Origin of the sequence: Nesterenkonia flava, from assembly GCF_031432335.1 — a bacterium.
Lineage (GTDB): Bacteria > Actinomycetota > Actinomycetes > Actinomycetales > Micrococcaceae > Nesterenkonia > Nesterenkonia flava.
Map to the genome: position 1 here is coordinate 24171 of NZ_JAVKGT010000004.1, position 19576 is coordinate 43746.

Annotated in this window: 17 protein-coding genes; 5 read left to right on the forward strand and 12 right to left on the reverse strand. The window is 65.2% G+C overall.

Annotated features, from left to right (window positions below; genetic code table 11):
* Positions 1 to 9: 9 nt before the first annotated feature.
* Positions 10 to 348 (forward strand): hypothetical protein, encoded by a 339-nt coding sequence (locus RH857_RS02190; RefSeq protein WP_310536340.1) that lies wholly within the window; start codon positions 10 to 12, stop codon positions 346 to 348.
* On the opposite strand, the gene RH857_RS02195 is transcribed toward RH857_RS02190, so the two are convergent.
* From RH857_RS02195 to RH857_RS02215, 5 genes are all read right to left on the reverse strand, one after another.
* Positions 332 to 1825: an MFS transporter gene (locus RH857_RS02195; protein WP_310536341.1), complete on the reverse strand. Its 1494-nt coding sequence runs from the start codon at positions 1823 to 1825 to the stop codon at positions 332 to 334. The genes RH857_RS02190 and RH857_RS02195 overlap by 17 nt on opposite strands.
* A 154-nt stretch (positions 1826 to 1979) precedes the next feature.
* Complete coding sequence (locus tag RH857_RS02200) at positions 1980 to 2588, reverse strand: hypothetical protein (protein ID WP_310536342.1); 609 nt, start codon at positions 2586 to 2588, stop codon at positions 1980 to 1982.
* 32 nt (positions 2589 to 2620) lie between these two features.
* Positions 2621 to 3928 carry an ABC transporter permease gene (locus RH857_RS02205; protein WP_310536343.1) on the reverse strand — a complete coding sequence of 436 codons (1308 nt, stop codon included), beginning with the start codon at positions 3926 to 3928 and terminating at the stop codon, positions 2621 to 2623.
* Positions 3925 to 4644, reverse strand: coding sequence for an ABC transporter ATP-binding protein (locus RH857_RS02210; RefSeq protein ID WP_310536344.1), 720 nt, complete (start codon positions 4642 to 4644; stop codon positions 3925 to 3927). The genes RH857_RS02205 and RH857_RS02210 overlap by 4 nt, the downstream gene beginning before the upstream one ends.
* Before the next feature lie 71 nt (positions 4645 to 4715).
* A complete protein-coding gene (locus RH857_RS02215) occupies positions 4716 to 6173 on the reverse strand; it encodes a serine hydrolase (RefSeq protein ID WP_310536345.1) in 1458 nt (485 codons plus the stop codon).
* A gap of 45 nt (positions 6174 to 6218) precedes the next feature.
* Here RH857_RS02215 and RH857_RS02220 point away from each other — a divergent pair, with 45 nt between their 5' ends.
* Together RH857_RS02220 and RH857_RS02225 are read left to right on the forward strand one after the other, a co-directional pair.
* Positions 6219 to 7220, forward strand: a complete 1002-nt coding sequence (locus RH857_RS02220; RefSeq protein ID WP_310536346.1) for an ABC transporter ATP-binding protein — start codon at positions 6219 to 6221, stop codon at positions 7218 to 7220.
* Positions 7221 to 7253: 33 nt separating this feature from the next.
* Entirely contained in the window at positions 7254 to 8999 is a 1746-nt protein-coding gene (locus RH857_RS02225) for an ABC transporter permease (protein ID WP_310536347.1), read from the forward strand.
* Between the two features lie 18 nt (positions 9000 to 9017).
* On the opposite strand, the gene RH857_RS02230 is transcribed toward RH857_RS02225, so the two are convergent.
* Genes RH857_RS02230 through glyA form a run of 3 tightly spaced genes read right to left on the reverse strand, consistent with a single transcriptional unit; the run spans position 9018 to position 12247 of the window.
* A complete protein-coding gene (locus RH857_RS02230) occupies positions 9018 to 10040 on the reverse strand; it encodes an LLM class flavin-dependent oxidoreductase (protein WP_310536348.1) in 1023 nt (340 codons plus the stop codon).
* Between the two features lie 36 nt (positions 10041 to 10076).
* Positions 10077 to 10973 carry a bifunctional methylenetetrahydrofolate dehydrogenase/methenyltetrahydrofolate cyclohydrolase gene (locus tag RH857_RS02235; protein ID WP_310536349.1) on the reverse strand — a complete coding sequence of 299 codons (897 nt, stop codon included), beginning with the start codon at positions 10971 to 10973 and terminating at the stop codon, positions 10077 to 10079.
* 2 nt (positions 10974 to 10975) lie between these two features.
* Positions 10976 to 12247 carry a serine hydroxymethyltransferase gene (gene glyA / locus RH857_RS02240; protein ID WP_310536350.1) on the reverse strand — a complete coding sequence of 424 codons (1272 nt, stop codon included), beginning with the start codon at positions 12245 to 12247 and terminating at the stop codon, positions 10976 to 10978.
* Positions 12248 to 12358: 111 nt separating this feature from the next.
* Here glyA and RH857_RS02245 point away from each other — a divergent pair, with 111 nt between their 5' ends.
* Complete coding sequence (locus RH857_RS02245; RefSeq protein ID WP_310536351.1) at positions 12359 to 12793, forward strand: Fur family transcriptional regulator; 435 nt, start codon at positions 12359 to 12361, stop codon at positions 12791 to 12793.
* Positions 12794 to 12850: 57 nt separating this feature from the next.
* Positions 12851 to 15130, forward strand: a complete 2280-nt coding sequence (gene katG / locus RH857_RS02250) for a catalase/peroxidase HPI (protein ID WP_310536352.1) — start codon at positions 12851 to 12853, stop codon at positions 15128 to 15130.
* 67 nt (positions 15131 to 15197) lie between these two features.
* Here katG and RH857_RS02255 read toward each other — a convergent pair whose 3' ends face one another.
* The 4 genes from RH857_RS02255 to RH857_RS02270 all read right to left on the reverse strand — a co-directional run bounded on the left by RH857_RS02255 (position 15198) and on the right by RH857_RS02270 (position 19566).
* Positions 15198 to 15518, reverse strand: a complete 321-nt coding sequence (locus RH857_RS02255) for a hypothetical protein (RefSeq protein ID WP_310536353.1) — start codon at positions 15516 to 15518, stop codon at positions 15198 to 15200.
* Between the two features lie 324 nt (positions 15519 to 15842).
* Complete coding sequence (locus RH857_RS02260; protein ID WP_310536354.1) at positions 15843 to 16859, reverse strand: hypothetical protein; 1017 nt, start codon at positions 16857 to 16859, stop codon at positions 15843 to 15845.
* Between the two features lie 17 nt (positions 16860 to 16876).
* On the reverse strand, positions 16877 to 17782 hold the full coding sequence (locus tag RH857_RS02265) for a hypothetical protein (protein ID WP_310536355.1): 906 nt from the start codon (positions 17780 to 17782) through the stop codon (positions 16877 to 16879).
* A 92-nt stretch (positions 17783 to 17874) separates the two neighbouring features.
* Entirely contained in the window at positions 17875 to 19566 is a 1692-nt protein-coding gene (locus tag RH857_RS02270; RefSeq protein ID WP_310536356.1) for an alpha-amylase family protein, read from the reverse strand.
* Positions 19567 to 19576: the final 10 nt, after the last annotated feature.

Genomic DNA, 19576 nt, shown 5'->3' on the forward strand with positions numbered 1-19576 from the left:
GAGAAGACCATGACTGAGTTCCCGGAGAGCACCTCTGCCGACACCGCCGAACGCACCACCTGGATGCGGCGCTACACTCTGGACCCCAGCCTGGCGGAGGAGTTCATCGAGTTCCTCACCACCCGCGTCTTTCCCGCACGAGAGTCCTTGGGCTTCACCATCGAATCGATGTGGCTGGACACCGACAAGTCGCAACTGACCTGGTTCGTCTCTCGTCAGGGCAACTCGGAGGAGTTCGCCGCCGCGGAGAAGCACTGGGAGGAGTCCGAAGTCCGTGCGGAGATCTTCGCCGGCCGTCCTCAGTACGTGACGGCCAAGGATCTGCGCGAGGTTACTCGCCTGCACTGAGGGCGCGCTCGGGCTCGGCGTCGCTCTGCTGGTGCGCCCTGCGTGCCTGCCGGGCACGCCGAGCCGCCAGCAGCGCGGTCGCCAAGGACGCCGTCATCATGAGGCTGATCACGGCGGAGGAGACCATCATCGCGGTCTCGTGACTGCTGCCTGCCAGCACGGCAAAGTAGATGCCGGTGACGAACGCCAGGCCCATCGCGGTGAAGATGCGCTGAGCCGTTTGTGCCACTCCCCCGGCGGCGCCTGCCATATGTGCCGGCACATCCTGCATGGAGAGCGTCTGAGCCGCCGGAATGATCAGCGCCTGGGAAAGTCCGTTCAGCCCCAGGACGATCCCCAGCCACCACAGGGAGCCGTAGTCGGTGCTCATCAGCCACACCGAGGCTCCGATGCCCAGCGTCGAGAAGATGGAGATGCAGGTTCCCGCCACGAGGAACTTCGGCCCCAGTCTCGGCGTGTGCTTTCCGACCTGGGCTGAGAACAGCAGGATCATTGCCGCGCTGGGCAGCGTCATCGCCCCGGCGAGCAGCGCGCCATGGCCCAGTCCCTGCTGGAGGTAGATGGTCAGCATGGCCCAGATGGGCGGCATCGCGGTGAAGTAAAGGCTCAGGACCGCGGAGTTCAGCACGTAGCTGGGCAGGGTGAAGAGCCGCAGATCCACCATGGGAGCGTCGGGATCTCGGTTCCTCAGCCACTTCTCCCACCATGTCCAGCCCGCCAGCACCAGAAGGCCCGCTGCGGCCAGTGCCGCACCCAGCAGGTTACGGAACTGGATGAACGGCAGCATGACCAGCACAATGCCCGCGCTCAGCAACACCAGTCCCACAGGATCCAGGCGCAGCAGCTCACGAGCGCTGCGCGCCCTCGGGGAGGCCTGGTGCGCCGGGGCGGGATCCGGTCTGGGCAGCCACAGCAGAGCCACCACCAGCACGACGACGGCAATAGGGACGTTGACGAGGAATGTCAGCCGCCATCCGATGTTCTCCGGGGTCAGATCCACGAAGAATCCGCCGATGAGCGGACCTGTCGCCACGGCCAAACCGATGACCGTACTCATCAGCCCGTAGGCACGACCCCGTTCAGGGCCCTCGAAGAGCTCCTGAATCATGCCGATGATCTGGGGCATCAGGACCCCGGCGCCAAGGCCCATCAGGACGCGCGCCACATTGAGCATCAGCGGATCTACCGCGACAGCGGCCAGCAGGGAGGTGAGCCCGAAGGCGACGACGCCGGTGAAATACAGTCCTCTCCGGCCCCAGAGGTCCCCAGCCCTACCAGCGGGAACCAAGGCGATGCCGAACGCCAGCGCATATCCGGAGAGCACCCACTGGAGGGCGGAGGAATCAGCGTCCAGGCCCACCTCGATCGCCGGGATGGCCACCATGACGGAGGAGATGCTCAGCAGCGCGGCGAAGAGGGGCGTCAGCAGAGCGATCATCACCCGGACGGGCTGCTTCTTCTGCGCCGTGCTAGTCACCTGCACACTCTATACCCGCAGACCAGGAATTGGTTACCTGATGCAACAAATAACCTGGGGCGCAAAAAAGTGTGCCGAAACGTGGGGATGTCCGGCTCGGAAGCCGTTGATCCGCCAGTTTCGGCACACTTTTTGCGCGAAAGCCTCTAGCTGCTCAGACGCGGAACTGAGCGAGGTACTCCTTCACGGGCCGGCTGAAGGCCAGCACCAGCCACCAGATCGCCAGTACGATCCAGGCCAGGGCAGTGACCACGGTGAGGATGCCCCAGACGCTGTCGAGCATGAACCCGGCACCGAAGAGCGCCACCGCGATGGCGGCGAGGATGCCGATGATGGCGAAGATGATGCCGAGGATACGTCCCCAGTTCTTCTTCGCGTACAGGCCGGCGATCACCAGCGCGAAGAGAATTACGGTGATGAGAGTGTTGATCACCAGGCCGCCCACGCCGGAACCGGCGGTCATCTGATCGGCGATGGTCTCGGCCTCGGCCTGCGTGAGGATGTCCGAGTACAGATTCACCACGTTCTGGCGGAAGCTCTCATGCCCCATGGCCAGACTGGAGAAGATGCCGCTGGCCACCACGACGATCGCGGTGATGATAGTGACCAGCTTGAGCTGGCGATACTTGCCCGGTTCCGACATCGGCTGGCCCACCGCATTTGGATCATAGGCCTGCGTCCCGTACTTATTGCCGGGGGCGCCGCCTCCGAAGCCGGGGTTGCTCGCCGGGTTGTAGGCGGGGTTCTCTGACGGGTTAGTCATCAGCTGTCTCCTTCTTGACTGCTCGTGCTCGTCTACTCGTAGCGGAGGGCTTCGATCGGGTCCTTCTTCGCCGCACGCGTTGCGGGCAGCGTACCTGCCAGGAAGGCGATGACGATGATGAGGATCATCGTCAGCACCAGGATCGGCACATTCAGCGCGAAGAGCGTCAGCCCGCCGACGTTGCCCAGCGGTCCGCCCGGTGCGGTGAGCGCTCCGTTGGCCGCAAAGCCTGCGATCAGGCCCAGCCCGGCGCCGATGACGGATCCGAAGATGCCGATGAGCACCGCCTCGGTCGAGAAGAGGCCGAAGACCTTGCCGGAGGACATGCCCATGGCCTTCATCAGGCCGATCTCGCGGGTCCGCTCCTGCACGCTCATCAGCAGGGTGTTGACGATGCCGAAGCTTGCGGCCAGCAGGGCGATGATGGCAAAGCCGTAGAGCACGTAGGCGATGGCGTCGATGACGCTCTGAATAATGCCCAGCATGTCTTCCAGCGTCATACCCAGCATGCCTTCCTCCTGGAGGGCATCCTTGATGGCCTGCTCGTTCTCCGCGAGGTTCTCCACGTCGACTACGGCCTGGACGAACGCATCCTCACGCTCGATGTCGAGTCCGGAGTTCTGGATCTCATACAGCTCATCGTTCAGGGCGTGGGACGGCATGGGGGAGCCGCCGATGCCGGCGAGGTTCTGGGTGGAGACACCGACGATCTCAGCCTCCACCGTGTCCTGTTCGTAAACCATGTTGGAGATCCCGATCTCCACTGTCTGGCCCAGGGCGATCTCCGGATCGACTTCCTCGTAGTCTTCGGCATTCTCGTCAAAGACGGTCAGCCACGTCTCGGGGATGGTGATTTCGGCAGCCTCACGTGCCGGAGCTTCCCCTGCGACAAGCTCCATGGCGGGGGCGTCGGCCGGGAATCCGATATCGGAGAAGGTGTACTGCGTCCCGTCAATCTCCATGTAGTCCGGGCTGACAAAGAAGATCGGATCAACGTTGGTCACCCCCTCGATCGATTCGAGGGTCTCAATGTCTGCCTCCGAGAGCATCGCCTGACCGAATTCAGACTCAGCCCGGGCGGCGTCAGGATCGTACTCCTGCGGACCCGGACCGGTGTCTTCGCCCATCCCCATGGCGGCGGCCGGCATAACAAAGAGCTGGTCCTCCTCGCCGTATCCAGCCACCATGTCATCCACGGTCTGGTTGATGCCTGCGGCCAAGCCCGAGGTGATGGTCAGCGTGAAAGCGCCGATCACGATGGCCAGAACCGTCAGTGCGGTGCGCAGCTTCGAGCGCATGGTGTTGCCCAGCGCAGTGCGTGCGACGTCCAGAGATTTCACCGGGCAGCCTCCTCGGCGGTCAGGGAGGAGCCGGACTCCTCGGCAACGATCTGTCCGTCCTGCATGATGAGGCGGCGCTGGCACTTCGCGGCCAGGTCGTCGTCGTGCGTGACGACCACCAAGGTGATGCCGTGGTCACGGTGCAGGCCGAAGAGGATCTCCTCCACGATCTCGCTGGTGGTGGAGTCCAGGTTGCCCGTGGGCTCATCAGCGAAGAGCACCGAGGGATCGTTGATCAGGGCGCGGGCGATGCACACGCGCTGCTTCTGACCGCCGGAAAGGTTCGTCGCCTTGTTTTTGGCCTTGTCCGCCATATCCAGGCGCTCCAGGGCCTCCATCCCACGCCGATTGCGCTCGGACTTCCCGACGCCGGCGATCTTCAGCGGCAGCGTGACATTCTCCAGCACAGTCTGGTTGGCGTTGAGGAAGAACTGCTGGAAGACGAAGCCGAACGTCTTGTTCCGCAGCGCCGAGACCTCTTTGGGCTTCAGCTGCGTGACGGGCTTGCCTTCCAGGGCCACGACGCCGGCGGTGGGCTCATCCAGCAGCGCCAGCAGGTGCATAAGGGTGGATTTGCCGGAGCCGGACTTTCCCACGATCGCCACGGACTCCCCGCGTCCGATCTCGAAGGTCAGTCCTTTCAGCGCATCAAAGCGCGATTCGCCCCGGCCATACACCTTGACCAGGTTTTCGGTTTCAAGAACAGGAGTGCTCATGGCTCTCAGTCTTCCGGATGAGGCGCCGCGGCACATCCCCCTTTCGGATGAACGTACTGGTCCGTCTGCGCTCAGTCTGCTGTCAGCGCGGACTGCCCGAGGGCAAAGAGGTCCGCGTCGATTCCGGCGAGCTCCTCGGGGTCGCCGGAAGCCAGCAGCACAACGGTTCTGTGCGCTCCGTCCTCTCCCTGCCCCGCGGCCAGTTCGGCGCGCCAGCTGCCGGTGAGCACCCCGGGAGCTGAGCCGCCCTTATACGCCACTGATTCCAGGCCGTCGCTGCCACCGGGCACCACCAGACCCGGATTCGCGCCCAGGATCTCTTCCAGTTCAGGGTGACGCTCCCCCGCGGCGTGCAGTGCGGAGTGCACCCGGGCCACGTCTGCCGCGCTGGCGTGCCAGTCCAGGTGGTGCGCTGCCGCGCTCAGATCGATCTCCTCCAGCTCGGGCAGGGGCTCCTCGGCCAGCTCCTCGACGATGGCACGGCGGCGGTCCTGATCGGCCTGCTCCCACTCGTCGCCCCACTCCCCCTGTCCCCAGTGCAGCTGAAAGAGCTCGCGGGTGGTGAGGAACGGCGCCATCAGCTCGGGGGCGTGGTGGTCAGCTTCGGCCACCGCCGCTTCCACCGCTTCTCGTCCCAGGTGATGGATGAGGAGGTCCGTGGCGGTGTTGTCGCTGATCTGGATCATGGCCTGGGCCGCCTCCTGAACAGTGAGCTCAAAGCCCGTCTCCTCCTCCTGCAAGGTTCCAGAGGGAAGACTGCGCGCCTGGTCTGTCAGGGTCAGGGTCTCGTCCCAGCTGGTGCCGCCGTCGTCGATCGCCTGCGTCAGCGCCAGCAGCACGTAGAGCTTGGCCGTGGAGGCCAGCGGTGCTGGAGAGTCGGCGTCGATCGTCAGGAGTGGCTCATCGTCTTCGAGCACGAGTGCGCGGATCTCCCCCGGGATTTCGCGCAGCCCGGCCTCCACGTCATCCAGGCTCTCGGTCAGCTCCGGAGGCTCCTGCGCCGGGGAGAAGAGGATCCCCGTGATGAGGTTCTCCTCCCCAAGTTCCACGTGCAGGTCCACGGCATCGGCCTCCGACTCCAACCGCGCCATAGCGGAGAGATCGGTGCCTTCGTAGCTGGTGGCGCTGAAGGGTGCGGCCGGGCGCAGTCCGGTGTTGAGGATTTCCACGAATTCCTCCGCCGAGACCTGCGCCAAGAAGCTCTCGTGGAGTCGGCCTTCCCAGTCCTCGGGCTGGGCATCCTCCTCAGCGTTGAGAGCGGCCAGGATGTCGGCCACAGTCTGCCCCGCAGGGGTATCGGGGAGATCGACCGGTTCCGCTCCTGCACCGGCATCGGCGGCCGGATCGCTGAGGGCATCGTCGAGCTCTGCATCGGCGTCGTCGGAATCCGAGGCCTCGTCCTCGAGCAGCGGTTCGGTCTGGGGACCCTCCGTCGCGGTATCCACCTCATCCGGGACGGCGTCGTCTCCGCAGGCGGTGACGGTGAGGGCGAGCAGGCTGGCGGAGGCAAGGGAACGTCTCAGGCGCATCCCACCCAGCGTAGCGGGTCGCGACGCTAGGTAGGCTTAGCCTCTATGACCAGCATCACAACCTCCGCCGGCGCCGTCTCCGCCCCGGGCGCGCGAGATCTCGCCATCGAGGCGGTCGAAGTGACCAAGCGCTACGGCGACTTCACCGCGGTGGACGGTATCTCCTTCGCCGTGACCCGAGGGGAGGCATTTGGTCTGCTGGGGCCCAACGGCGCAGGCAAGTCCACCACCATGCGCATGATCGCAGCGGTCTCAGCACGCACCTCGGGGCAGATGCGCGTCGCCGGCCTGGACCCGGAGACCGAAGGGCCGCGGGTGCGCGCCCGGCTGGGGGTCATTCCGCAGCAGGACAACCTGGACGAGGAACTCACCGTCCGGGAGAACATCATCATGTACGGCCGATACTTCGGGCTGCCCCGGAGGTTCCTGCTGGCTAAGGCCGACGAGCTGCTCGAGTTCGCGCAGCTGACGCATAAGGCCTCCGCACGGGTCGAGGACCTCTCCGGGGGTATGAAGCGCCGGCTCACCATCGCCCGGGCGCTGGTGAACGAACCGGAGATCCTGCTATTGGATGAGCCCACCACGGGGCTGGATCCCCAGGCACGTCACGTGCTGTGGGACCGGCTGTTTCGGCTCAAGGAGTCCGGCACCACCTTGGTGCTGACCACCCATCACATGGACGAAGCTGAGCAGCTCTGCGATCGTCTCGTGGTGGTGGATCACGGCACCATCATGGCCGAAGGCTCGCCTGCCGGACTCATCCGGGAGCACTCCACCCGGGAGGTGCTGGAGGTGCGTTTCGGCATGGACCGCAACGCCCAGCTGGGCGCGGAGCTCGAAGAGGTCCTGGGCCGTGCCGGCGACACGGCCACGGGCTACAGCCACATCGAGGTTCTTCCGGATCGCCTGCTGGTCTACGCCGCGCACGCCGAAGCTGCGCTGGGGGCCATCCACGCCTCGGGCCACCGCCCCATGACCTCCCTGGTCCGCCGGTCCTCTCTGGAGGACGTCTTCCTGCGCCTGACGGGACGAACCCTTGTCGACTGAGTTAGTTCCGCAGGCGGGGAAGCGAGGAGCACCATGACCCTCGCTGCGGACAAGGACCGCATCACTCATCGCGCCCGGGTCTGGGGCGCTCTCTATCAGGCCGAGGCCACGCTGCGAGCCATGCGGGCCTACGGCGGAGTGATCCTGGCCAGCTCGATCTTCCAACCGATTATGTACATCCTCGCCATGGGCTTGGGGCTCGGCGTGCTCATCGGCGACGGCGCGGACTTCTCCGCCTACGGGGCACAGAGCTACCTGATGTACATCGCGCCCGCCGTACTAGCCTCCACGGTGGCGATGTCTGCGGGCATCGAGTTCACCTTCCCGGTGATGGAGGGCTTCAAGTGGCGGCGCAAGTACTACGGCGCACAGGCCACCGCGCTGACCCCGGCCCAGATCGCCTCCGGCGTGATCCTGGGAGTCAGCGTACGCTTCATCCTCCACTCGGTGATCTTCATCGGTGTGCTCTTCGCCTTCGGCGTCCTTGCCTCACCACTGGCGTGGCTCCAGGTGATCACCGCCTCGCTGGGCGGCCTGGCTATCGGCCTGCCGATCATGGCCTATATCTCTACCCTGCGGGAGGAGAAGGGCCACGCCTCCCTCATCCAGCGGTTCGTCATCATGCCCCTGTTCCTCTTCTCCGGGACGTTCTACCCGCTGAGCAACCTCCCCGGCCCGCTGCAGGTCATCGGATGGATCTCGCCGGTCTGGCACGCCAATGAGCTCGGCCGCGTGCTGGCCTTCGGCCAGCCGACTCCGCTGTGGCTGACTGCGGTGCACGCGATCTACCTGGGCGCCGTCGTCGTCATCTTCTGGATCATCACGGCACGGATCTTTGAGCGCCGCCTGGGTTATCAGGAGTGGCGCGGGCGAATTCCGGGGGCTCGGGCAGATGCCCGGCGCCAGGCAAGGCAGGACGCACGGGAGGCCGCATCGGGCGCCTATGAGCGCAGCGAAGGGGTTCCTCTGGTGCGGGTGCGAAGCGGGCTACTGGCCAGCATGTACTCCGGCAATATCCGCGCAGTCTTCCAGCGCGGCCTCACGGCCATCCGCAACAACCGTGGAGTCATCTTCCTCTCCGGCTTCCTGGAACCGGTGCTGTTCCTCACCAGTTTCGGCTTGGGGATCTCGCCGATGATCACTGCGGTCGACGCCGGCTCGGACGGTACGGGCGAGGCCATCAGCTATGCGGCGTTCATCGCCCCTGCGCTGCTCGCGGTCTCCGCAATGAACGGGGCCATCTTCGACGCCACCTGGAACGTGTTCTTCAAACTGAAGATCACCAAGCTCTACCAGACCATGATGTCGACCTCGCTGGGCCCCCTGGACGTGGCTGTGGGTGAGATTCTGCTGGCGCTGTTCCGCGGCGGAATCTACTCCCTGGGGTTCCTCGGGGTACTGCTGGTCACCGGCCTGGTGGATCCGCTCTCCGCGGTGCTGATGTGGTGCACCGCCCTGTTCATCGCCTTAGGGTTCGCCTCAGTGGGGATGGCGGTGACCAGTTTCATGAAGCGCTTCCAGCAGATGGACTGGATGATGATGATCCTGATGCCGATGTTCCTGTTCTCCGCCACCCTGTTCCCCATTGAGGTCTACCCTCAGGGCGTGCAATGGGTGATTCAGGCTTTTCCCCTGTGGCACGGCGTGGAGCTCATGCGGGATCTCGCGTTCTGGGACTTCGGCCTCATAACGCTGGTGCACATCGGCTACTACCTGGTGATGGTGGCTGCCGGCATGAGTGTGGCCGCCTACCGGATGAAGAAGCTCTTCCTGCGGTAGGCGGCCACGCCGTACGGTCTAGACCCAGCCCAGCGGTTTGGCCACGTGGTTCATGATGTTGCTCAGCAGCGCAGCGTTGTAGTCCACCCCGAGCTGGTTGGGCACGGTCACCAGCACCGTGTCCGCTTCAGCGATCGCCTCATCCTTGGCGAGTTCCTCCACGAGCACCTCGGGCTCGGCGGTGTAGGAGCGCCCGAAGACCGCTCGGGTCTTCTCATCGATCATGCCGAACTGGTCTTCAGAGTCTCGCTGCCCCAGGAAGTAGGCCCGGTCCTCGTCAGAGACGATCGGGATGATCGAGCGCGAGATCGAGATCCGCGGGGTGAACCCGTGATCATGCTTCTCCCATTCCTCGCGGAAGGCGCGGATCTGCTTGGCCTGCTGAATGTGCAGTGGCTCGCCTGATTCATCGTCCTTCAGAGTGGAGCTCATGAGGTTCATGCCCATCTTCGCAGCCCAGACGGCCGTGGCGTTGGATCCGGCTCCCCACCAGATCCGCTGACGCAGACCCTCTGAATGCGGCTCGATGCGCAGCAGCCCGGGCGGGTTGGGGAACATGGGTCGAGGGTTGGGCTGAGCGAACCCTTGCCCTTCCAGCACCTTCAGGGCCACTTCGGTGTGCTTGCGCGCCATGTCGGCATCCGACTCGCCCTCGCCCGGGGCGTAGCCGAAGTACCGCCACCCGTCGATGACCTGCTCCGGTGACCCGCGGGAGATGCCCAGCTGGAGCCGCCCCTCCGCGATGAGATCAGCGGCCCCCGCGTCCTCCGCGAAGTACATGGGGTTCTCGTACCGCATATCAATGACGCCGGTGCCGATCTCGATACGGCTGGTCTTGGCACCCACCGCGGCCAGCAGCGGGAACGGGCTGGCCAGCTGGCGGGCAAAGTGGTGGACGCGGAAGTAGGCGCCGTGGACACCGGCCTCCTCCGCGGCGACCGCCAGGTCGATAGACTGCAGCAGCGCATCCGCCCCGGAGCGGGTGCGGGAGTGCGGGGACGGGGTCCAGTGGCCGAAGCTGAGGAAACCGATCTTCTTCATACCCAGCCCAACCTCCCAGCCCCGCACATCATTCCGTCAGGCGGCGCGGCGCTCAGCCGCCAGCACCACGTTCTGCAGCAGCTCCACGCGGGTCATGGGCCCTACACCCCCGGGGTTCGGGGAGTACCAGGAGGCCACGTCCTCCACGCCGGGGGCGACGTCGCCGAAGATCATGGCCTTGCCAGTCTCCGGGTTGACCTCACGAGTCACGCCCACATCGAGCACGATGGCACCGGGCTTCAGGTCAGCCGGATCGATCATGTGCTTCACCCCGGCAGCGGCGACCACCACATCGGCCTGCTTCAGATGCGCCGCGGTGTCCTTGGTGCCGGTATGGCACAGGGTCACCGTGGCATTGACGGCACGTCGAGTCAGCAGCAGACCGATGGGGCGTCCGATGGTCACCCCACGGCCGACGACGACGACATGCTTGCCGTTCAGGTCCAGCCCGTAGCGCTCCAGCAGGTCCACGCAGCCGCGCGGCGTGCACGGCAGCGGTGAGGTGATCTCGTCGTTCACGTTAGCCACGAGGCGGCCCAGATTCACCGGGTGCAGCCCGTCGGCGTCCTTCTCCGGAGCGATGGCTTCCAGGATTGTGTTGGTGTCCAGGTGCTTCGGCAGCGGAAGCTGCACGATGTAGCCCGTGCAGTCGTCGTCGTTGTTCAGCGTCTCCAGCTGAGCCAGCAGCTCCTCTTGCGAGGTCTCCTCGGGAAGCTCCACCTGGATGGAGTGGATCCCTACCTCCGCACAGTCACGATGCTTGCTCGCCACGTAGGACTGGCTGGCGGGATCGGCTCCCACGATGACGGTCCCGAGGCCCACGGAGACGCCCTGCTCCTTGAGCGCGGCCACGCGCTCGGCGAGCTCGGCCTTGATCGCCTTGGCGGTGGCGCGGCCGTCCAGAATCTGAGCGCCAGAAGTCGATGCGGTCATGGTCACCAGTCCTCGAGGCCCTCGTAGAGCGGGAAGTCAGCAGCGAGCTTGGCCACGCGCTCCTTGAGCTGATCGACGTCGCCGCCTTTGAGGGCGTCGGCGATGATGTCCGCCACTTCGCGGAACTCCGACTCGCCGAAGCCGCGGGAGGCCAGTGCCGGCGTGCCGATGCGCAGGCCCGAGGTGGTCATGGGCGGACGCGGGTCGTTCGGCACTGCGTTGCGGTTCACCGTGATGCCGATCTGGTGCAGCAGATCCTCAGCCTGCTTGCCGTCCAGCTCCGAGTTGCGCAGATCCACCAGGACCAGGTGCACGTCGGTGCCTCCGGAGAGCACCGAGACACCCGCCTCGGCGACATCGGCGGCCACCAGGCGCTCGGCAAGGATCTTGGCGCCCTCGACCGTGCGGCGCTGCTTCTCCTTGAAGTCTTCGGTGCCGGCGATCTTGAAGGCGATGGCCTTGGCTGCGATCACATGCATCAGCGGACCGCCCTGCTGCCCCGGGAAGACGGCGGAGTTGATCTTCTTGGCGTGCTCAGCCTTGGACAGGATCATGCCGGAGCGGGGGCCCGCCAGGGTCTTGTGCACCGTGGTGGTCACCACATCAGCATGCGGCACCGGATTCGGATGCAGACCGGCCGCCACGAGGCCGGCGAAGTGGGCCATGTCGACCCAGAGCACGGCACCCACCTCATCGGCGATTTCACGGAACTTTGCGAAGTCCAGCTGACGCGGGTATGCGGACCAGCCTGCCACGATCATGTCCGGCTTCTCGGCCAGTGCCAGCTCACGGACCTTGTCCATGTCGATCAGTCCGGTCTCCGGGTCCACCTCGTAGGCGGCGACCTCGTAGAACTTGCCGGAGTGATTCAGCTTCATGCCGTGGGTCAGGTGGCCGCCGTGAGCCAGCGAGAGCCCCATGAGCTTGTCGCCCGGCTGCAGGAAGGCGGTCATCACGGCCACGTTGGCCTGGGCACCGGCGTGCGGCTGAACGTTGGCGTGCTCGGCGCCGAAGAGCGCCTTGGCCCGCTCGATGGCGAGGTTTTCGGCGACGTCAACGAACTCGCAGCCGCCGTAGTAGCGGCGTCCCGGGTAACCCTCAGCGTACTTATTGGTGAGCACCGACCCCTGAGCCTCCAGGACCGCACGCGGGACGAAGTTCTCGCTGGCGATCATCTCCAGGGTCCCTCGCTGGCGGCCCAGTTCATCGGCGATCGCAGCAGCGATCTCCGGGTCGACGTCGGCCAAGGGCGAGGTATTGATGTCTGTGCTCACGTAATTCTCCTGAAGGCGCGCGGAAACTGCCAGGATCAGTCTAACGCCCGGGCACAACACGCTCGGCGCCTTATTATGAACTACTCATATCTGCCGGATAAGATACTCCTCATGACGACAGCAGCCGACTGGCCCGACCAACTCCGGGAGCGCGGCCTCCGCGTGACCCGGCAGAGGCTGGCCGTGCTGGAGGCCGTCGCCGAGCACCCGCATCAGCCGGCCGAGGCGATCCACGCTTCGGTGGCGGCACAGCTTCCGGAGATCACCGTGCAGTCGGTCTACACCGTGCTGCACGACCTGACCGCGCACGAGCTGCTGCGCCGGTTTGATCCCCCGGGTTCGGCGGCATGCTATGAGACTCGCACCCACGACAACCACCATCATGCGATCTGTACGGTCTGCGGAGCCATTGAGGACGTGGACTGCGTCCACGGGGAGGCTCCCTGCCTGGAGGCACCGCCCTCCTTGGGAATGCAGGTAGAGGTTGCAGACGTCGTCTTCCGCGGCGTCTGCAGGGACTGCGACGCTCAGCGCCACGCTGCCTGAGCTGGGTGCTCACTCCACCCCTACATCACCTCACCGCATTTCACTGAAAGGACCTTGATGAGCGACGCCCCGACTGGCTGCCCCGTCATGCACGACGGCGGCAGCGAGGCAGACCGCCCTGCCCACAATCCCACCGCCGGCGGTCCCGCCCACCCCACCCAGGGCTTCGGCAACAAGCACTGGTGGCCCAACCAGCTGAACCTGAAGATCCTCGCGAAGAACCCCGAAGTCATCGACCCCTACCGCGGTGAGGACTACGACTACGCCAAGGAGTTCCTCTCCCTGGATCTGGATCAGGTCAAGAAAGACATCAATGAGGTCCTGACCACCTCTCAGGATTGGTGGCCGGCCGACTTTGGGCACTACGGACCCCTGATGATCCGCATGGCCTGGCACTCCGCCGGCACCTACCGCGCCGTGGATGGCCGCGGCGGCGGCGGAACCGGTCAGCAGCGCTTTGCGCCCCTGAACTCCTGGCCCGACAACGTGGGGCTGGACAAGGCTCGCCGGCTGATGTGGCCCATCAAGAAGAAGTACGGCAAGAAGCTCTCCTGGGCCGACCTGATGATCCTGGCCGGCAACGTCGCTCTGGAGTCCATGGGCTTCAAGACCTTCGGCTTCGCCGGCGGGCGCGCCGACGTCTGGGAACCCGAGGACGATGTCTACTGGGGCGCTGAGGAGGAGTGGCTGGGCTCCAACAAGCGCTTCTCCGGCGAGCGCGAGCTGGAAGCGCCCCTGGGCGCCACCCATATGGGTCTGATCTATGTGAACCCCGAGGGCCCTGAGGGGGAGCCCGACCCGGTGAAGGCTGCCCACGACATCCGCGTGACCTTCGGACGCATGGGCATGAACGATGAGGAAACCGTCGCACTGATCGCCGGGGGCCACACCTTCGGCAAGGCCCACGGGGCGGCCCCGGACTCACACGTGGGCGCCGATCCGGAGATGGCCGACCTGGAGGAGCAGGGCCTGGGCTGGAAGAACAGCTTCGGCTCCGGCAAGGGCGATGACCAGATCACTTCCGGTCTCGAGGTCACCTGGACCTACCACCCCACGCGCTGGGACAACGAGTTCTTCCACATCCTCTTCGCCTACGAATGGGAGCTGTTCAAGTCCCCCGCCGGCGCCTGGCAATGGCGCCCGGTCAACGGTGAGGGCGCAGACCTGGTGCCCGAGGCTCACGGTGAGGGCAAGCGTGAGCCTCGCATGCTCACCACCGATCTCTCCCTGCGGTTTGACCCGGCCTATGAGAAGATCTCCCGCCGCTTCCACGAGAACCCGGCAGCATTCCAGGAGGCCTTCGCCCGTGCCTGGTTCAAGCTGACCCACCGCGATATGGGTCCCAAGGCCCGCTACCTGGGCCCGGAGGTCCCTGCCGAGGACCTCATCTGGCAGGACCCCCTGCCTGCCGTGGACCACGACCTGATCGATGACTCCGACGCCGCCAAGCTCAAGCAGGCGGTGCTGGACTCCGGCCTCAGCGTTTCCGAACTGGTATCGACCGCCTGGGCCTCCGCCTCCACCTTCCGTGCTGGTGACAAGCGCGGCGGCGCCAATGGTGCCCGCGTGCGTCTGGCTCCGCAGAAGGACTGGGAAGTCAACAACCCGCAGCAGCTGGCCAAGGTGCTGGGCGTCCTGGAGGGCATCCAGGAGGGCTTCAACACCGGCGCCGCCGGGACTGGCAAGAAGGTCTCGCTGGCGGACCTGATCATTCTGGCGGGCAATGCTGCCGTGGAGAAGGCGGCAGCCGAGGCGGGCGTCCAGGTGGAGGTACCCTTCCACGCCGGTCGCACCGACGCGACCCAGGAGCAGACGGATGCGGAGTCCTTTGCCTACCTGGAGCCCATCGCGGATGGTTTCCGCAACTGGACTGGCCCCGATGCGACCGTGGAGGCGGAGCGCCTGCTGATCGATAAGGCCAACCTGCTCTCGCTCTCCGCACCGGAGATGACCGTACTGGTCGGAGGTATGCGCGTGCTCGGCGCCAACTGGGATGGATCCTCCTACGGCGTCTTCACCGACCGTGTGGGTGTGCTCACCAATGACTTCTTCGTCAACCTGCTGGACCTGGGCAAGACGTGGAAGGCTCTGGACCCCGGTAAGCACGCCTTCGAGGCGACCGTTGACAGCAGCGGTGAGGTTTTCGGCCGGGGTACCCGCGCCGATCTGGTCTTCGGCTCGAACTCGGAGCTGCGGGCTATCGCTGAGGTCTACGCGAGCGACGACGCACGGGAGAAGTTCGTGAAGGACTTCGTCAAGGCCTGGACCAAGGTCACCGAGCTGGACCGCTTCGATCTGCGGACCCCCGCGGGAAAGACTGCAGCACCGAGCCTCTGATCTGACGCCGGACACAAAAGACCCCCGCGGAGTGCCTCCGCGGGGGTCTTTTCGCCTAGCCGAACTATTACTGGTCGGTCAGGGCGTCGTCCTGGTCGTCCTCGCCGACGCCAGGATCGGTCTCGTCGGCGGTGTCACCGACGGCCGGGTCTTCAGCGCCGTCCTCCACTGCCGGATCGTCAGCGCCGTTCTCCACTGCCGGATCCTCAGCACCGGTGTCGGTCTCAGTGCCGCCGGTGTCGGTCTCGGTCGTGGTGTCCGTGCCGTTGTCGGTGGTGTCTCCGCCGTTGCCGCCGTCATCGCATGCGGTCACGCCCAGCAGAGCCAGGGAACCCACACCGATAATGCCGGCGATGGAGCGAAGCTTGTTGTCATCGGTGGTAGCCATTCGTTGTTACCTCCGTTGAGGAACTGCATCTTTCGGATGCCGGGCGGACTTTCCGCCTCCCACCCAGTGGCGCAGGTCACGCCGCTAGGTGATCTGACTCCATCATGACCACTCCGGAGGGGTCGACGAAAGCCGAAATGGGGGTTTCTGCGCCAACTCATAGGGGACTCTGAGGAACGATCCAGCCTGGGCATCTGGAAGGCGCACGGCGCCAAGCCTGCTCCCAGGAAATGCCATGACGCCGCCCAGCACAGAGGAACCCCCGCAGCGCGCGGCTGCGGGGGTTCCTCTGTGCTCTCGGCACTGCCCAGGGTGCTCTGGGAGCTACCTCAGACCACCGATGATGGCGTCGAGCTCCTCTTCGGGGATCACGACGTCGTCCTCGGGCTCCTCGGGCTCTTCGGCCTCGTTGTACTCGCTGAAGTCCACGCGAGTCTCATCCTCGTTTTCGTCCAGAATGATGATCTGCTGCAGCAGCGGCTCACCCTCGTCGGCGAGCACGACGATCTCCAGACTCGAACCGTTGGTCTCGGCAGTGTAGACCCAGACGTTCTCGCCGTCGACGGTGTCCACCGCACCTTCGAAGGGCACCTCGGAGATCTCAGTACCCCCGGAGCCCTCGGCGAAGCCCTCGCGGAAGTTGTTGATGAAGTCCTCCGGGGTCTCCAGTTGAGAGGCGAGGGAGCTGATGTCTGCCCACTCCCCCTCTGCCTCCAGAGCCTCCCGCAGCTCCTCACCCGAAGGCGCATCGGAGCCTTCGGGCATCTGAGCCTCGTATTCCTGCACGATCGAGTCCACACTCTGATAGATCGTGTCGCCGAAGCCCAGGTACTCACCGAGGCCCTCGGTGGTGTGGCTGTAACCGTCGCCTCCCATATCGCCGCTGAGCGTGACGCGGATGCCGTCGCTGGCAAACTCACTTTCCGCCTCTGAGAGCTCCTGCCCGATAGCGTCTGCGCCCTGTTCGAGCGCGTCACCGGTCATTTCCATCTCGATGGTCACTGAGTCCTGGTCTGTGCTGGACTCCCAGATGTCCTCTTCGATCTCGGAGAACTCCGGCACATCGGTGGTGTCCTCGTCGGGACCCTCGCCATCCTCAGTGTCCTCTCCGGCAATCTCCCCGGGGGTGTCTCCCTGCTGCTCGGCGCCGTAGGGATCGGTGTCCTCGGTACCCGTGTCGGGGGCGTCCTCGCCATCGCCGTTGGACTGGTCCTGCTCGGCGTCGGGCAGCTCACCCGACTGGTCGTCGCCCGCGCAGGCCGTCAGCGCAAGCGCGGCCACTCCCAGGGCTCCCGTGGTCTTCCAGATCCAGTTGGGGTGTTCGGTGCTGGTCAGTGTCATGACTCGTCTCCGTTCTCTCACGTGGTCTCTGCATCGGTCTGGTCGGCATCCTCATCAGCTGCACCGTTGTCCGCTGTCTCGCCGTTCTGCTCCTCGGCGATGGCCTGGGAGATCTCCTCGAGGGTGATGACGTCCTCAGGTGCTTCCGGCGCCTGGGACTCGTTCCACTGGCTGAAGACGTAGTGGGAGTTTTCGTCGCTGAGCTCGAGCAGATACGGCTCGCCCTCGGCCGCGACGACGAACTCGCCGTCGTCGCTGGAGTAGACCCAGACCTCCTGACCGTCTCGCGTCTCAGTCTCAGCGGTCATCTCCGCGATGTCCTCGTTGTCCAGCTCCTGCTGCCAGGTGGTGATGAAGTCTTCTGCGGAGAAGACCTGTCCTTGGGCGTCGTCGAGCTGGATCCATTGCTCACCGATGAGCTCAGCGATGAACGCCTCCTCTACCTCGGCGACGTCTTCCAGCTCAGTGGCCAGCAGCTGGGCGTATCCCTCACCCTGGACGTACTCCTCTCCGTCAACGGCGCGCTCCGAGAAGCTCGAGTCACCCGCAGCGAAGGTCATCTCTGAGGCGGTGCCGTCCAAGGCTCCGCTGATGCTCAGGTCGCCGACCGCGTCCTCATCCAGTCCGGTGAAGTACTCGTCCAGATCGGCGTCGCCGGCCTGGACCTCTCCGGTAATCGTCACCGAATCAGCCTCCAGCATGGCGCTGAACATGTCCTGCTGAATCTCCCCGAAGCTCGGTGCCTGGCCCTCATCTGCTGCAGACTGACCGCCGGCCTCCCCGGACGCGTCGAAGGGATTCTCCCCGCATGCGGCCAGTCCCAGCACCAGGGCCAGACTGCCGGCCGAGGCGAAGAATGCTCGAGAAGGGCGCCCGACGATCGCACGCGCGTTCCGGTGGGTGTGGTTCCCCTGCTTGCTCACGTGGCCTCCTTTGCCTAGATCATCGGAGACGATAGGTACGCTTGCTGAACGCCCGCTGGACACCGGGTGGAAACGTCGATCGTCGACGACGCTCAGACAAGCCGCGGATCGCCTTCTCGCTTGATGCGCAGCCACCGGTAGCCGTAGCCGTCCAGATGCGATTCGGTGGAGTGTTTGCCGTCGAGCTCGCAGGCGTCCTCGGACATGAGGTCCACCAGCTGCGTGCCGGGTTCCTCATCCTGCAGCGTCAGCGGGACGATCACGGGGTCCGGACCCAGATTGTGCAGCAGCACCATGGAGCGGTCCTCCCAGGTGACCTGGTGGGCGAGCACCGCCTGGTGCGGCTGGTCCAGGATGGTGTACTCGCCCCAGCCGAGCTCCGGGGACTCCCGGTAGCGCTTGGCCAGACGGGTGATGTGGTGCAGCAGGGAGTCCTTATTGCGCCGGCAGTCAGCGGCGTTGATGTGCTCCGGACCGAACGGGCCGGTGGTGACCTTGCGCGCCAGCCGGGAAGGTTTGGCGGAGGAGAAGCCGCCGTTCTTCTCATCGGTCCACTGCATAGGGGTCCGCACCGCTTCACGACCCTCCACATCGAGGTTCTCCCCCATGCCGATCTCTTCGCCGTAGAACAGCACGGGGGTCCCGGGCAGGGCGAAGAGCAGCGAGTAGGCCATCTTCAGGCGGCGCGGGTCGCCGTTGAACATGGGAGGTAGCCGTCGCCGGAGCCCGCGCCCGGCGAAGCGATGTTCCTCCTCAGGGCCGAAGGTGTCCAGCACCTCTTCTTGCTCATCCTCGGGGAGCAGGTCCAGCGTCAGCTCATCGTGGTTGCGCAGGAAGTTGGCGTACTGGGGTTCGGTGCCCAGGTCCTTGGGACGCGACTCGAGCGCTTCGATGAGGGGGCCGGCGTCGTGTCTGGCCATGGCCAGGAAGGCTTTCTGGTTGGTGTAGAAGTCGAACTGCATGGTCAGTTGATCGCCGTCTTCGCCGCCGAAGAACGTCTTCTGTTCCTCATGGGGCAGATTGACCTCGCCGAGCATGATGGCCGAACCATTGCCGGAGGAGCGGCGGGCCAGGAAGGCGCGCAGGGTGCGCAGATAGTCGTGGGGCTCTTCGAACTCGTGCTCGTCGCGGCCCTCAAGGGTGGTCTGGTTGATGGCGAAGGGCACTGCGTCCACACGGAAGCCGTCCACGCCCAGCTGCAGCCAGAAGCCCATCATCTTGGCGATCTCATCGCGCACCTGCGGGTTGGCGGTGTTGAGGTCGGGCTGGGTGTGCAGGAAGTGGTGCAGGTACCACTCCCCGGTCTTCTCATCATGAGTCCAGATGCCGTTCTCGGAGTCGGGGAACATGGTCTCGTCGGAGGTGTCCGGCGGGGTGTCGTGGCGCCACACGTAGTAATCGCGGTAGGGGTTGTCCGCCGAGGCCCGGGACTTGCGGAACCAGGGGTGCTGGTCGGAGGTGTGATTGATGACCAGGTCGATGATCACCCGCAGTCCGCGGTCGTGGGCGATGCGGACCAGCTCCACGAAGTCCCCGTGGTTGCCGTAGCGGTCGTCGACGCCGTACATGTCGGCGATGTCATAGCCGTTGTCGCGGCGCGGGGAGGGGTAGAACGGCATGAGCCACAGGCAGGTGACCCCTATTTCGGCGAGATAGTCGATGCGCTGGGTCAGCCCGTGGAGGTCGCCGATTCCGTCACCGTCGGAGTCCAGGAAAGTCTCGACGTCGATGCAGTAGACGATCGCGTTCTTGTACCAGAGGTCTGCTGTTTCGGTAATGCGCATGCGGTTCATG